Below are 14,475 nucleotides of genomic sequence, written 5' to 3' on the forward strand. Positions count from 1 at the left end.
TCATGCCCTGCACTTCCAGCGTCTGTTGACCGGAAGCGCCAGGTTTGGCGACAAATCGCGGCGCCAAGCGCACTGCGCGCCCGGAAGTCATGGGCGGCCTGGGCGGTTTCGGCGCCCTCTGCGAAATCCCGGCCGGCTACAAGCAGCCTGTGCTGGTTTCCGGCACCGACGGCGTCGGCACCAAGCTGCGCCTGGCGCTGAACCTGAACAAGCACGACAGCATCGGCATCGACCTGGTAGCCATGTGCGTCAACGACCTCGTGGTTTGCGGCGCCGAGCCACTGTTCTTCCTCGACTACTACGCCACCGGCAAGCTGAATGTCGACACCGCTGCCCAGGTTGTGACCGGCATCGGCGCCGGCTGCGAACTGTCCGGTTGCTCGCTGGTTGGCGGCGAAACCGCTGAAATGCCAGGCATGTACGAAGGCGAAGACTACGACCTGGCCGGCTTCTGCGTCGGCGTAGTGGAAAAAGCCGAAATCATCGACGGCTCGAAAGTCGCCACTGGTGATGCGCTGATCGCCCTGCCATCGTCCGGCCCGCACTCCAACGGCTACTCGCTGATCCGCAAGATCATCGAAGTGTCCGGCGCCGACATCGAAAACATCCAGCTCGACGGCAAACCGCTGACCGACCTGCTGATGGCCCCGACCCGCATCTACGTGAAGCCGCTGCTCAAGCTGATCAAAGACACCGGCGCGGTCAAAGCCATGGCCCACATCACCGGTGGCGGCCTGCTGGACAACATCCCGCGTGTTCTGCCAAAAGGCGCTCAGGCCGTGGTTGACGTGGCCAGCTGGACTCGCCCGGCGGTCTTCGACTGGCTGCAAGAGAAAGGCAACGTCGACGAAACCGAAATGCACCGCGTACTGAACTGCGGCGTGGGCATGGTCATCTGCGTGGCTCAGGAGCACGTTGAAGTGGCCCTGAACACCCTGCGTGACGCCGGCGAGCAACCTTGGGTCATCGGCCAGATCGCTGCCGCTGCCGAAGGCGCTGCCCAGGTTGATCTGCAGAACCTTAAGGCTCATTAATGTCCGCAACCTGTGATGTCGTGGTGCTGTTGTCCGGCACCGGCAGTAACTTGCAGGCTCTGATCGACAGCACGCGGACCGGCGACAGCCCGGTCCGCATCGCTGCGGTGATTTCCAACCGCGCCGACGCCTACGGCCTGCAACGCGCCAGCGACGCGGGTATCGCCACCCGCTCGCTGGATCACAAGGCCTTCGAAGGTCGCGAGGCCTTCGATGCCGCCCTGATCGAACTGATCGACGAATTCAATCCGAAACTCGTGGTGCTGGCCGGCTTCATGCGCATTCTCAGCGCTGATTTCGTGCGTCACTACCAGGGTCGTCTGCTCAATATCCACCCGTCGCTGCTGCCCAAATACAAAGGGTTACACACGCATCAGCGCGCGCTCGAGGCCGGCGACGCCGAGCACGGCTGCTCCGTGCACTTCGTCACCGAGGAACTCGATGGTGGACCACTGGTCGTACAGGCAGTAATACCGGTAGAGTTGCACGACACGCCGCAGACACTTGCGCAGCGAGTGCATGTCCAGGAACACCTGATCTATCCGATGGCTGTACGCTGGTTTGCCGAAGGCCGGCTGGCACTCGGCGAGCAAGGTGCTTTACTGGATGGCCAGTTACTCGCGGCCAGCGGCCACTTGATTCGACACTAGGAGATTTTATGCGTCGCGCCCTGCTCTTCGCTTGCGCTCTGTTAGCCCTGCCCTTCGCGCAGGCGGCAGACCTTCAACCGTTCTCCGCCAGCTACACCGCCGACTGGAAGCAGTTGCCCATGAGCGGCACCGCCGAGCGCAGCCTGACCAAGGAAGCCAACGGCGTCTGGAAACTCAGCTTCAAGGCGTCGATGATGATCGCCAGCCTGACCGAAGAAAGCACCCTGACGCTGGACAAGGACACCCTGCTGCCACAGTCCTACCACTTCGAACGTGGTGGCCTGGGCAAAACCAAGAAAATGGATCTGGACTTCGACTGGAACGCCAAGATGGTCACCGGCACCGATCGCGGTGATCCGGTCAAGGTTGCACTGAACCGTGGCATGGTCGACAAATCCACCTACCAGTTGGCCCTTCAGCATGACCTCGCCGCCGGCAAAAAGACCATGAGCTATCAAGTGGTCGATGGCAGCGATGTCGACACTTACGACTTCCGTGTCCTGGGTGCCGAGAAAGTCGAAACCAAGGCCGGCAAGATCGATGCGATCAAGGTCGAGCGCGTACGCGACCCGACACAAAGCAAGCGCACCACCGTGCTGTGGTTCGCCAAGGACTGGGATTACCTGCTGGTCCGCCTGCAACAGGTTGAAACCGACGGCAAGGAGTACAACATCATGCTCCTCGACGGCACCGTCAACGGCAAGGCTGTCAAAGGCAGCTAATCCGCCGCTACACCGAAAAGCCCCGCAGATGCGGGGCTTTTTTGTGCCTGCGATTTCTCCCCCCCCTGTAGGAGCTGCGGCACGCTGCGATCTTTTGATCTTGAAGCAGAATCAACAGATCGCAGCGTGCCGCAGCTCCAACAGGAACCGGTTCAGACCGAAAACCTGGCCACCATATTGTTCAAATCCACCGCCAGCCGCGACAACTCCTGGCTCGCCGCACTGGTCTGATTCGCCCCGGCCGAGGTCTGCGTCGCCAAGTCACGAATGTTCATCAGATTGCGGTCCACCTCACGAGCGACTGCCGCCTGCTCCTCCGAGGCACTGGCGATCACCAGATTGCGCTCATTGATCAAGGTGAACGCCGAAGCAATTTCCTCCAGCGCCACGCCCGCAGCCTTGGCCAGTTCAAGCGTCGAATTCGCACGAATGCTGCTCTGCTGCATCGAACCCACCGCCGAATCGGTGCCCTGCTGAATACCACCGATCATCTGCTCGATTTCCTGGGTCGATTGCTGGGTGCGATGCGCCAACGCCCGCACTTCATCCGCCACCACTGCGAAGCCGCGACCGGCGTCGCCCGCCCGCGCCGCCTCGATCGCCGCATTCAACGCCAGCAGATTGGTCTGCTCGGCAATCGAGCGAATCACGTCGAGCACCTTGCTGATGCCATGAACCTTCTGCGCCAGATCCTCCACCTGCGCCGCGTTGGAGCCGACATCCTCGGCCAGCGACTGGATTGAAGTCACTGTCTGCCGGACCTGCTCGCGCCCATGCTGGGCAATGCGATCAGACTCGCGCGACGCCTCGGAAGTCGCCACTGCATTGCTCGCCACCTCTTCCACGGCGGCAGTCATCTGATTGACCGCCGTCGCCGCCTGCTCGATCTCCAGACTTTGCTGATGCAACCCGCGCGTGGCGTCTTCGGTGACGCAACTGAGTTCTTCCGAGGCCGAGGCCAACTGGCTGGACGACTCGGAAATCTGCCGGATGGTGTCGCGCAGGTTGTGCTGCATGCTCTTCAACGCCTGCAGCAGTCGCGCCGGTTCGTCCTTGCCGGAAATACTGATATCGCCGGTCAGATCGCCACCGGCCACCACTTCCGCCACGCCCAGCGACTGCGCCAGCGGCAGGACGATGCTGCGGGTCAGCAGCAACGCCAGAGCGATGGTGATCAGCGCGGTAACGCCAATCATCACCCCGACCCACACGCGCGAATTGATAAACACCAGTCGCGCGGCTTCGGTGGCGAGATTCGCGTTGTGTTTGTTCAGCTCGACCAGTTCTTTGAGAGTCACCGCCATGTCGTCGGCCAACGGGCTCATCTGCCCGTTGAGGATCGCTGCAGCCTCCTCAACGCGATTCTGCGCCGACAACTGCATGACCTGCGCCTGAAACTCCAGGTACTTGTGCTCGGCGAGCTTGAAGCGGTCGAACAGTTTTCGCTCCTCGGGCAATACGATCAGAACGTCGTAGCGCTGCTGCGCCTCGCTCAGCACGCCACGCAGCTCATTGAGCTTGTTGACGTTCTGCTCCAGCGCCTGCGGATCACGATTGAGCAACAGGCGCATGGTCAGCGCCCGCAGGCGCAGCATGTCCTGACTCATCTCGCCGACCGCCATCACGCTCGGCAGCCAGTTGTTATCGACCTCATCAGACTGGGCGCGCATGTTCGACATTTGCAGCAGGGCGAATGCCCCCAGGGCAAACACCATCAACGCCAACACACCAAAACCCAGGCCGGCACGCGGCGCGATATTCAGACTACGGATGCTCATGACTCTGGTTCCTTCCAAAAGCGCTGCATCAACCCTGCAGCTGGTTGCTTTAGAAGGTATCGGCCCGGCGCAAATTTGCGTAAGACGAAAACGTGATATCAAATGGCCTTGATACTTCGAACCCTCGGCATTAACGATTCAGCGCCGTTTTCCCGGACTTTGCCGCTGTTCGCGGCAATATCGCCAGGAAGTTATCCCGGGCGACTTTACGCGCCACGTCTTCAGGCAAGGCATCAAGGAACGGCGTGAAACTGTGCATTTCCTTACCGAGCTTGTTGAATCGGCCTACAACATCCGAACCAACCATGAAGCGCTCAGGGTATTTCTCGACCAATGCCAGCCATTCCGCTCGCGGCTTGCCCTGCTCGTCCAGCAGATACGGCGTGAGCATGCTCCACGACAGATCAATGAACAGATTCGGATAAGCCTCAAGCATCCGGCTCACCGTCGGCAGGAGGAACTTCAGCTGCGTCTGGTGCCGATGGATTTCCGCACTGGTGCCGGCGTGAGCCCAGATGAACCGCGTGTGCGGGTGATTACGCAGGGGTTCTTCGATTTCCTTCAGGTACAGCGGATTCTTCTCACGCTTGGAGGTGATGTTGGAATGCAGCATCACCGGCAGATCGTTTTCGGCGGCCAGGTGATAGATGCGGGTCATCGCTTCGTTATTGGCCCGTGGCGTGTCGCCGGCGGTCAGCGCGGTCAGATCATCATGGCGGGTGAACACTTCGCCAATGCCCTGCCACAGCCCCGGATAGAGGTCGAGCATGCGTTGAATATGCGCGGCGGAGTTCTTGTCATTGGGGTTAAAGCCCGAGAGGAACGGATGGAAGTGCTGACGCTGCTCCGCAGTCAGCTTTTGCACGGCATCGGCAACGATCACGTCGGTGGCGCTGTACCAGTAGGCATCAGCGTCATCGCCGGCGTAATAGCGCGGACGCTTGGGTTCGTCCTCATGCCATTTCTTCGCCACGGGAATCCCGGAAATCATCACATGGTCGATGGAATTGTCCTGCATGGCCGTGAGCAATTTCGCCATGCCGGCGGTTTCCTGGAAAAAATCCACGTAATGCAGGTGCGCATCGCTGTAGGTGTAATCGCGGGCGCTGGCGCTACCGGCAAATGCCAGCAGGCAGGCAAGACTCAAACGAAACAAGGACACAAGTAATCTCCGGCAGGTAGGCATAGCCTAGACCTTGATCCGATGACAAGGGTTCATCCTGCAGGAAAGTGGAACGCGGCTCTGTAGGAATGCTCTATAACTGCAAGGTCTTTTTTGATCGAACGACTTTTTCCTACTGCCAGTGAGGTTGCCATGACCGTTACCGTCAATACCGTCTCCGCCGAAGGTTTTCGTCACACCGTACAGATTGATGACCACGAATTGTTTGCCGATGTACCGAAGTCTGCCGGCGGCGAAGGCTCGGCCCCCGAACCGCACGACTACTTCGACGCCGCGCTTGGTGCCTGCAAGGCCCTGACCCTGAAGATGTACGCGAAGAAGAAAGACATCCCGCTGACCGGCGTCGGTGTCGAGGTCAAACGCGACAACAGCGAAGAGCAGAAAGGCAAATACGTGCTGCACGTGACGCTTACCCTCAAGGGTGTTCTCACCGATGCCCAGCGTGAAGAACTGTTGCGCGTCGCCGATCGTTGCCCGATCCACAAACTGATGACCAGCACCGACGTCAGCATCGAAACCCACGCCCCACAAGGCTTCGACAGCCAGTAATCACCCTCTAGCCAGCGGCGGGTTATGCTTCTGGCATCACCCGCTCAGCCTGGAATCCACCATGGATACGCAACCCCTGATCATCCGCCCGCGCGCCGAAGACGTCGAAGGCCAGCCGATCCTGCGCCCGCTACCGTCAGCCAAATGCCGCAGCGTCGGGCCGTTCGTGTTTTTCGACCACATGCTCGAGACGGTTTATCCGGCGGGAAAAGGCATGAACATCCGCCAGCATCCGCACATCGGCCTGTCGACCCTGACCTACCTGTTCGAAGGACAGATCCAGCACAAGGACAGCCTCGGCTCCGATCAGGTGGTCAGCGCCGGCGATGTCAGCTGGATGACCGCCGGCAGTGCGATTGCCCACGTCGAACGTACGCCGCAGGCGCTGTGGGAACAAAGCTTCAGCATGCACGGCTTGCAGATCTGGCTGGCCTCGCCCAAGGATCACGAGCATGGCCCGGGACACTACAGCCATCACCCGGCGGCAACCCTGCCGGTCAGCGATAACCTTGGCGTGCAGATTCGGATGATCGCCGGGTCAGGCTTTTGCCTGGAATCACCGGTACCGGTGCTTTCTCCTACGCTGTACGCCGAAGTGAAGATGCAGACCGCGACCACACTGCTGATTCCGATCGAACATGCGGAACGCGCTGTTTATGTGCTGAGCGGGGATGCGCAGTTGAATGGCGAGCCCCTCGAACCCCATGCGCTGGCGGTATTGCCGGCCGGGGAAGAGATGAGCCTGTTTGCCGAGAGCGATGTGCACGCGGTGGTGTTTGGCGGCGCAGCGCTGGACGGGCCACGGCGGATCAACTGGAATTTTGTTGCGAGCGATCCGGTGGCGATCGATGAGGCACGGCGCAAATGGGCGGCCGGGGATTGGCCGACGGTGCCGGGGGAAGTCGAGCGGATCGAACTGCCCTGAGTGTTGGGTCGCTGGTTAGTAAGCCTTCGCGAGCAAGCCCGCTCCCACAGGGGGAATTGTGGTGTGCATGAGTTCTGAGTACACACCACAATTCCCCTGTGGGAGCGGGCTTGCTCGCGAAGAGGCCAGTACAGGCGACGAAAAAATCAGCCCTGGAACACTTCTTCCAGCAAGTCATGCATCGACTTGAATGCACGCTTGGCGGTCTTCGCGTCGTACATCATCTTGCCCGGCACATTGGCATGCGGATCGGTGAACGAGTGCACCGCACCGCCGTAGCTTAGCAACTGCCAATCGACCTTCGCCGCGTTCATCTCATCTTCAAACGCCGGCAGCTGCTCTGTCGGCACCAACGGGTCGGAAGCACCATGCAGCACCAGCACCGAGCCCTTGATGTTCTTCGCGTCCGCCGGGTTCGGCGAATCCAGCGTACCGTGGAACGATACGGCGGCCTTCACTGGCGCACCGGTGCGCGCCAGATCCAGCGCACAGCAGCCGCCGAAGCAGAAGCCGAACACCGCCAGTTTCGAGGTATCGACCGCGGCCTCACCCTGACTCTGCAGTTGTTCGAACGCGGCCTGCATGCGCTTGCGCAGCAGTGCCCGGTCGTTCTTCAGCGGCATCATCGCCGCGCCGGCCTCGTCAGCGTTCTGCGGGCGCACGGCCTGACCATACACGTCAGCAATCAACACCACGTAGCCCTTGGCCGCGACCGACTTGGCGATCTCCTCGGCACCGGCGCTGACGCCCATCCAGTTCGGTGCCATCAACAGGCCCGGGCGTGCGCCCTGGTGCTCGGCGTCAAACGCCAAACGACCTTCATAAGGCTGGCCATCCAGCTGATAGACCACGGAACGTACAGTGACTTGGCTCATTTCTGACTCCTGAATGTTAAACACCAGAATGAAAAAACCCGCCGAAGCGGGTTTTTCTGCAACTTGATTAAACCGACAGTTCAACCAGCAGCTTGTTCAGACGGCGCACGTAAGCGGCCGGATCCTTCAAGCTGTCGCCGGCAGCCAGGGCTGCCTGATCGAAGAGGATGTGCGACAAGTCGCCAAAACGCTCTTCGCTCTGCTCGCCGTCGAGTTTTTCGATCAACGGGTGGCTTGGGTTGAATTCGAAGATCGGCTTCGAGTCCGGCACTTTCTGCCCGCTGGCTTCGAGGATCTGGCGCATTTGCAGACCCAGGTCCTGTTCGCCGATCGCCAGAATGGCTGGCGAATCGGTCAGACGGTGAGAGACACGAACCTCGGCGACGGAATCGCCCAGCGCGGTTTTCAGGCGCTCGACCAGACCTTCCTTGGACTTGGCGACTTCTTCTGCAGCTTTCTTGTCCTCTTCCGAGTCCAGGTTGCCCAGATCGAGGTCACCGCGTGCCACGTCGACAAAAGTCTTGCCGTCGAACTCGCTGAGGTAGCTCATCAGCCACTCGTCGATACGGTCGGTCAGCAGCAGCACTTCGATGCCTTTCTTGCGGAAGACTTCCAGGTGCGGGCTGTTCTTGACCTGCGCGTAGGTTTCACCGGTGAGGTAATAGATCTTGTCCTGACCTTCCTTGGCACGCGCCAGGTAGTCGGCCAGACCGACGATCTGCTCGCCGTCGTCGCCCTGGGTCGATGCGAAACGCAGCAGACCGGCAATTTTTTCCTTGTTGGCGAAATCTTCTGCCGGGCCTTCTTTCATCACCTGACCGAAGTTTTTCCAGAAGCCCTTGTATTGCTCAGGCTCGTTTTTCGCCAGTTTTTCCAGCATGTCCAGCACGCGCTTGGTCAGCGCCGACTTCATCGAGTCGATGATCGGGTCTTTCTGCAGGATTTCCCGCGACACGTTCAGCGACAGGTCGTTGGAATCGACCACACCCTTGATGAAGCGCAGGTACAGCGGCAGGAACGACTCGGCCTGATCCATCACGAACACGCGCTGCACGTACAGCTTCAGGCCTTTCGGCGCTTCACGCTGGTACAGGTCGAACGGTGCACGGGCCGGCACGTACAGCAGCGAGCTGTACTCGAGCTTGCCTTCGACCTTGTTGTGGCTCCAGGCCAGCGGGTTTTCGAAGTCATGAGCGATGTGCTTGTAGAACTCCTGGTATTCCTCGTCCTTCACTTCAGTGCGCGGACGGGTCCACAGGGCGCTGGCGCGGTTGACGGTTTCCCATTCCACGGCAGGCTGCTCTTCACCTTCGGCGGCAGCGACTTCTTTCGGCAGCTCGATCGGCAGCGCGATGTGGTCGGAGTATTTCTTGATGATGTTGCGCAGACGCCAGCCATCGGCGAACTCGTCCTCAGCGGATTTCAGGTGCAGGACGATGCGGGTACCGCGCTCTGGCTTGTCGATGGTGGCGACTTCGAACTCGCCCTCGCCTTTCGACGACCAGTGCACGCCTTCGCTGGCAGGAGTGCCGGCACGACGGCTGTACACGTCGACTTGGTCAGCCACGATGAAGGCGGAATAGAAGCCAACACCGAACTGGCCGATCAGGTGCGAATCTTTCTTTTGATCGCCGGAGAGATTCTTCATGAAATCGGCAGTGCCGGATTTGGCGATGGTCCCCAGGTGGGTGATCACATCGTCACGGTTCATGCCGATACCGTTGTCTTCGAGGGTGACGGTTTTGGCGTCCTTGTCGAAGCTCACACGGATTTTCAGTTCAGCGCCACCTTCAAGCAATTCCGGCTTGGCCAGGGCTTCGAAGCGCAGCTTGTCGACAGCGTCAGAGGCGTTCGAGATCAATTCGCGAAGGAAGATTTCCTTGTTGGAATACAGCGAATGGATCATGAGGTGCAGCAGCTGCTTTACCTCGGTCTGGAAGCCCAGGGTTTCCTTTTGAGTTTCCACACTCATGGTCATCAAACTCCAATCAGATGGCATTGGCCGCGACCCAGATGGTCGGCGGCGGGTTGTTCACTGAGTTGGGGGCAGCGTTCAGGATTTCAAGGGCTCATCAATTTTGAAGTGTGCACGGGCGGTGGCAATCGGTTCGCTCTCGGTGCTTTGCCAGGCCGTGACCGCGACGTTGGCCACGCGCCGGCCCTGGCGGCAGACCTGACATTTGGCCCAGGTGTCGCGAAACTGCCCGGCGCGCAGGTAATCCAGGGAAAAGTCGATGATCTTCGGCACCCCGGGCGAACCGGTGAAGATCAACAAATGCAACGCGGCAGCCAGCTCCATGAACCCGGCAATCACCCCGCCATGGATCGCCGGCAATAAAGGGTTACCAATGTTGTCCTTGTTCGCCGGCAGCTTGAACAGCAGCTCATCGCCGACCCGGGAGCATTCGACGCCGATCAGCCCGGCGTAAGGAATTATCTGCAACAGTGGCGCGTAATCACCCTGAGCGTGGGCCTGCTGCAGTTGTTGCTTCCAGTCATCGCTCATCGGCTTGCTCCTTTGATCCTGCCGCCAAACCCCTGAGTGCCTTTCAGGCCCTTGCCCATGCGCATGAACGTACCGACGACGTGGGCGATCGGTTGCTGCGGGTCGTCCTGATAGGCAAAGCCGCGGGCGAAGATTACGTCGGTGGTGACCCGGTAACACTGGGCAAAGCCGTAGACATCCTTGTTCGGTTCGGCGGCGTGCATGTAGTCGATACGCAGGTCCAGGGTCGGGCAAACTTCGAATTCCGCCAGCACGCACAACGTGGACATGCCGCAAGCCGTGTCCATCAGCGAGGTAATGGCGCCGCCATGGATGACCCCGGTCTGCGGATTGCCGACGATTTGCGCGCTGTACGGCAGCTTCACCGTCAGCCCTTCGCTGCTGGCGCTGTGCACCGTCAAACCGAGCACCTGGCAGTGGCGCAGGGCCGAGAGAAATCGTGTAGCGCGCTCAAAAACGGGGTTCTCAGCCATGTGATAATTTCTCTCGTTAGAGCCTTTTGCCAGTAGTGAGAAATACGCCAAAAGTTCCACTAAAAAACAAACTTATATATCTGAACGAAATGAGGAACTTAACCTTTGGGGCTGCGCTCTTAAGGCCAGTAGTTAATTTCCATAAGGAGAAACACCCCATGCGTAAGACTTTAGCTATTGCCTTGATGTTGACCGCTTCCCTCGGTCTCGCTGCCTGCGATAAAAAATCCGAGGACAAAGCTCAAGATGCCAACAAACATGCTGAGCAAGCTCAGCAAGACATGAACAAAGCTCAGGATAAAGTGAACGACGCAGCAAAAGAAAACGCCGAAGCTGCCAAAGCTCAGGCTGAATCGAATCAAGCTGCTCAGGATGAAGCTGCCAAGAAGCAATAATTGCGACTTGATGCAGAAAAAGAAAACCCGCCAAGTGCGGGTTTTCTTTTGCCTGTGATTTTTCATCAATACCGCTTAGAGCAACACGGTTCTAAAAGTCGGACTAATCATCAGCAACAAAGAACATATCAGGCCGACCAGCCACGCCAGGCTGCGCAGGGAGGGTTTATCCGCCAAGTACAGCCACAAGTAGAGAATCCGCGCGATCACAAAGATGATCGCCAGGGCATCGATCAACCAGCCTTGTGTTTGCGTGGTGTGCGCCATCAACACGCCGACGGCAAACAGGATGAACGCTTCGATGCTGTTCTGGTGCGCCGCCAGTGCTCTCGCGCCATAGCCAGTCAGTTGCGCCTGCTGTTGACGCGGCAGGTGGTTGTTGTAACCGCCCTGCTCTTTCATGGCCTTGCCCACCGGCATACGCGCGATATAGATCAACAGTGCACTGATAAACACACACCAGAACGGAATACTCATCAAGCAGCCTCTTTTTGGGTTTCGGGCAATGGCGCCTCTGTAGGGGTATAGACCATCACGTCGAGAACGTCGGAATGAAACTCACGGCGGTACAACACCAGCACCACACCGGCACTCATCAACATGAACAGCCATGGGCTGACGAACCACGCCAGCATGCTCATGCCGAAGTAGTAAGAGCGCAGACCGAAGTTGAACTGGTTGGCCGCCATCGAAATCACCCGCGCCGCCCGCAGCGCGAACGCCTTGCGCTCCTGCTCCGAGACCTGACGCTCACCGATCATCGGTGCCGAACCGACCAGTACAGCAGCAAAGTTGTACTGACGCATGCACCAGCTGAAGGTGAAGAACGCATAGACGAACACCAGCGCCAGGCACAGCAACTTGATCTCCGACATGCCCTGCGATGCCTGCTGCACCATCGGGATGTCGGCCAGCAATGACACCGCGCGCTCGGACGCACCGAGGACGGTGAGAATGCCGGCGAGGATGATCAGGGTGCTGGAGGCGAAGAACGAGGCGTTGCGCTCCAGATTGCCGATCACGCTGGCATCGGCGATACGGTTGTCGCGCAGCAACATGCGGCGCATCCAGTCTTCGCGGTACAGGTGCAGCACACTGGCGAGGCACGCGGTGTCGCGGGCCTTCCACGACGCATAACGGGTGTAGCCGCCCCAGCAGATGACAAACCAGAGCGCGGCCAGCAGGTGGATCAGGTTGGCTTGGATGAACGACATGCAATTCCCTGTGGAGTATGGATGCTACCTGTGGGAGTGAGCCTGCTCGCGATCCGGTGGCACATCCGGCATTGATCTGACAGACACGACGCCATCGCGAGCAGGCTCACTCCTACATAAAATCGATGCAGTGCTTCGACGTTAGCTCGCGGAAAAAGACACTGCCAGACGCCCACAAAAAATGCCCCGTATCGATGATACGGGGCATTTCTGTTTAAGCGTTGAAGACCCGCTTGTGGCGAGTCAGGCAACGTCAGGCAACGGCTTCGCTACGCTTGCCCAGCAGGCGATCGCAAACCACCGCGACCACCAGCGTCATCACGCATGGCACCAGCCACGCCAGGCCCTGCTCGCTCAGCGGCAGGTGCGACAGCTGCGACGGCATCCAGTCAGCCAGACCGGCGCCCTTGAGGGCGTCGATGGTGCCGAACAGGAACGACACCAGCATCACCGGGCCGAGGATCCGGCCGTGTTCATGCCAGAAGTCCTTGCAGAAGCTCAGGGCCACCAGAACGATGCACGGCGGGTAGATCGCGGTCAGCACCGGGATCGAGAACGCGATCAGTTTGGTCAGGCCGAGGTTCGACACCAGCAGCGAGAACGCGGCGAGGATGATCACCAGGGTCTTGTAGGACAGCGGCAGCACGCGGCTGAAGTATTCGGCGCAGGCGCAGGTCAGACCCACCGCCGTCACCAGACACGCCAGCGAGATCAGCACCGCGAGGAAACCGCTGCCCAGCGAACCGAAGGTGTGTTGCACGTAAGCGTGCAGCACCGCCGCGCCATTGGTGGCACCGACCGCGACTTCATGGCTGCCGGAACCGAGGCGGAACAGGCTGATGTACACCAGTGCCAGACCGACACCGGCGATGAGGCCGGCAATGATCGCGTAACGGGTAATCAGCGCCGGCGACTCGACGCCACGGGAGCGGATCGCGTTGACGATGACGATACCGAATACCAGCGCGCCGAGGGTATCCATGGTCAGGTAACCATTGATGAAGCCCTGGGAGAACGGTGCCGCGACGTATTCAGGCGTGGCCTGACCGATATCACCGGCCGGCAGGGCGAACGCGGCGATGCCGAGTACCGCCAGGGCGATGATTTTCAGCGGCGCGAGGAAACGGCCTACGGTATCGAGCAGACGGCCCGGATACAGCGAGATGAAGAACACCAGCAGGAAATACACCGAGCTATAGAGGAACAGCGCCAGCGGGCTTTCGCCGGTCAGTGGCGCCAGGCCCACTTCGAACGACACGGTCGCGGTTCGCGGGGTGGCGAACAGCGGACCGACCGCCAGGTAGCACGCCGCAGCGAGCACACCGCCGGCGATTTTGCCGATCGGGCTGCTCAGCGCGTCCATCGCACCACCGACCTTGGCCAGAGCGACGACGGTGACCACCGGCAGACCGACTGCCGTGATCAGGAAGCCCAGCGCCGCCATCCAGACATTGGGTCCGGACTGCAGGCCGACGATAGGCGGGAAAATGATGTTGCCGGCCCCGACGAACAGGGCAAATGTCATAAAGCCCAGTGCCAGGATGTCCTGACCTTTCAAAACTTTCATTAAGGAAATACCACACTACTGAATCGGAATTTAGAGGGGGATTTCCCTGTGGGGTTAGGGAAATGCTGTCAGTCCGTATGGGGCTGACCCGTTTAGCGCGTTGCATGCCTTGTGGGCGGCAGACGCAAAAATGGCTGCTAGCCTAACGAATTTGTCTGACAAACGCACTGTTTGAGGGCGAACTATCCGATACACGACGTGTCTGTGTCGCGTTTACGTATTTAAATTTCATAAAGAAAGCAAAGATCAAAAGATCGCAGCCTGCGGCAGCTCCTACATAGGCTTATCTGTAGGAGCTGCCGCAGGCTGCGATCTTTTGATCTTCAGAAACAACAAAGGCCACCCGAAGGTGGCCTTTGTCTGGTGAAGCGTCAGTCAAGCACGAGGCTTATTTGACAGCCCAACCGGTCAGCTCGGCCAGGGCCTTGCCGATGTCTGCCAGCGAACGCACGGTTTTTACGCCTGCGTCTTGCAGTGCAGCGAATTTCTCGTCTGCAGTGCCTTTGCCGCCAGAGATGATTGCGCCAGCATGGCCCATGCGCTTGCCAGGAGGTGCAGTCACACCAGCGATGTAGGTAACAACCGGCTTGGTCACGTGTGCCTT

General features: G+C 59.5%; 14 protein-coding genes and 2 pseudogenes. 6 read left to right on the top strand and 10 right to left on the bottom strand.

Translation table 11 applies throughout. The features are described from left to right. Positions 1-62 precede the first annotated feature (62 nt). From purM to ACIOUG_RS17190, 3 genes and pseudogenes are all read left to right on the top strand, one after another. Positions 63-1,034 (top strand): annotated as a pseudogene (gene purM / locus ACIOUG_RS17180) (phosphoribosylformylglycinamidine cyclo-ligase); the annotation flags it as partial. Next, a complete protein-coding gene (gene purN, locus ACIOUG_RS17185; protein ID WP_401067170.1) occupies positions 1,034-1,684 on the top strand; it encodes a phosphoribosylglycinamide formyltransferase in 651 nt (216 codons plus the stop codon). The pseudogene purM and the gene purN, both read left to right, overlap by 1 nt. Positions 1,685-1,692: 8 nt before the next feature. Continuing rightward, positions 1,693-2,406 carry a DUF3108 domain-containing protein gene (locus ACIOUG_RS17190; RefSeq protein WP_401067171.1) on the top strand — a complete coding sequence of 238 codons (714 nt, stop codon included), beginning with the start codon at positions 1,693-1,695 and terminating at the stop codon, positions 2,404-2,406. Between the two features lie 152 nt (positions 2,407-2,558). Here the strand turns inward: ACIOUG_RS17190 and ACIOUG_RS17195 are convergent, their stop codons facing one another. Further along, positions 2,559-4,184: a methyl-accepting chemotaxis protein gene (locus ACIOUG_RS17195; RefSeq protein WP_401067173.1), complete on the bottom strand. Its 1,626-nt coding sequence runs from the start codon at positions 4,182-4,184 to the stop codon at positions 2,559-2,561. Positions 4,185-4,314: 130 nt separating this feature from the next. After that, entirely contained in the window at positions 4,315-5,370 is a 1,056-nt protein-coding gene (locus ACIOUG_RS17200; protein WP_401067174.1) for an amidohydrolase family protein, read from the bottom strand. A gap of 129 nt (positions 5,371-5,499) precedes the next feature. Here ACIOUG_RS17200 and ACIOUG_RS17205 point away from each other — a divergent pair, with 129 nt between their 5' ends. Then, the gene (locus ACIOUG_RS17205; RefSeq protein ID WP_401067176.1) at positions 5,500-5,916 is read left to right on the top strand and encodes an OsmC family protein; all 417 of its coding nucleotides are present in this window, start codon (positions 5,500-5,502) and stop codon (positions 5,914-5,916) included. Between the two features lie 61 nt (positions 5,917-5,977). After that, positions 5,978-6,841, top strand: a complete 864-nt coding sequence (locus tag ACIOUG_RS17210; RefSeq protein ID WP_401067177.1) for a pirin family protein — start codon at positions 5,978-5,980, stop codon at positions 6,839-6,841. Positions 6,842-6,987: 146 nt separating this feature from the next. On the opposite strand, the gene ACIOUG_RS17215 is transcribed toward ACIOUG_RS17210, so the two are convergent. The 4 genes from ACIOUG_RS17215 to ACIOUG_RS17230 all read right to left on the bottom strand — a co-directional run bounded on the left by ACIOUG_RS17215 (position 6,988) and on the right by ACIOUG_RS17230 (position 10,695). After that, positions 6,988-7,716, bottom strand: a complete 729-nt coding sequence (locus tag ACIOUG_RS17215) for a dienelactone hydrolase family protein (protein WP_401067178.1) — start codon at positions 7,714-7,716, stop codon at positions 6,988-6,990. Between the two features lie 67 nt (positions 7,717-7,783). After that, entirely contained in the window at positions 7,784-9,688 is a 1,905-nt protein-coding gene (htpG, locus tag ACIOUG_RS17220) for a molecular chaperone HtpG (RefSeq protein WP_401067179.1), read from the bottom strand. 81 nt (positions 9,689-9,769) lie between these two features. Further along, the gene (locus ACIOUG_RS17225) at positions 9,770-10,222 is read right to left on the bottom strand and encodes a PaaI family thioesterase (RefSeq protein WP_401067181.1); all 453 of its coding nucleotides are present in this window, start codon (positions 10,220-10,222) and stop codon (positions 9,770-9,772) included. Beyond that, positions 10,219-10,695 carry a PaaI family thioesterase gene (locus tag ACIOUG_RS17230; protein WP_401067183.1) on the bottom strand — a complete coding sequence of 159 codons (477 nt, stop codon included), beginning with the start codon at positions 10,693-10,695 and terminating at the stop codon, positions 10,219-10,221. Before ACIOUG_RS17230 ends, ACIOUG_RS17225 begins: the two co-directional genes overlap by 4 nt. A gap of 158 nt (positions 10,696-10,853) precedes the next feature. Here ACIOUG_RS17230 and ACIOUG_RS17235 point away from each other — a divergent pair, with 158 nt between their 5' ends. Beyond that, the gene (locus ACIOUG_RS17235; RefSeq protein WP_401067185.1) at positions 10,854-11,090 is read left to right on the top strand and encodes a hypothetical protein; all 237 of its coding nucleotides are present in this window, start codon (positions 10,854-10,856) and stop codon (positions 11,088-11,090) included. A gap of 75 nt (positions 11,091-11,165) precedes the next feature. Here the strand turns inward: ACIOUG_RS17235 and ACIOUG_RS17240 are convergent, their stop codons facing one another. The 4 genes and pseudogenes from ACIOUG_RS17240 to ACIOUG_RS17255 form a co-directional block, all read right to left on the bottom strand. Continuing rightward, positions 11,166-11,567 carry an MAPEG family protein gene (locus tag ACIOUG_RS17240; RefSeq protein WP_401067187.1) on the bottom strand — a complete coding sequence of 134 codons (402 nt, stop codon included), beginning with the start codon at positions 11,565-11,567 and terminating at the stop codon, positions 11,166-11,168. After that, a complete protein-coding gene (locus tag ACIOUG_RS17245; protein WP_401067188.1) occupies positions 11,567-12,304 on the bottom strand; it encodes a DUF599 domain-containing protein in 738 nt (245 codons plus the stop codon). The genes ACIOUG_RS17240 and ACIOUG_RS17245 overlap by 1 nt, the downstream gene beginning before the upstream one ends. 253 nt (positions 12,305-12,557) lie before the next feature. Then, a complete protein-coding gene (brnQ, locus tag ACIOUG_RS17250; RefSeq protein ID WP_027614038.1) occupies positions 12,558-13,871 on the bottom strand; it encodes a branched-chain amino acid transport system II carrier protein in 1,314 nt (437 codons plus the stop codon). Positions 13,872-14,259: 388 nt separating this feature from the next. Then, positions 14,260-14,475 (bottom strand): annotated as a pseudogene (locus ACIOUG_RS17255) (succinate--CoA ligase subunit alpha); the annotation flags it as partial.

This window comes from Pseudomonas sp. NPDC087803 (genome assembly GCF_044742995.1).
GTDB lineage: Bacteria > Pseudomonadota > Gammaproteobacteria > Pseudomonadales > Pseudomonadaceae > Aquipseudomonas.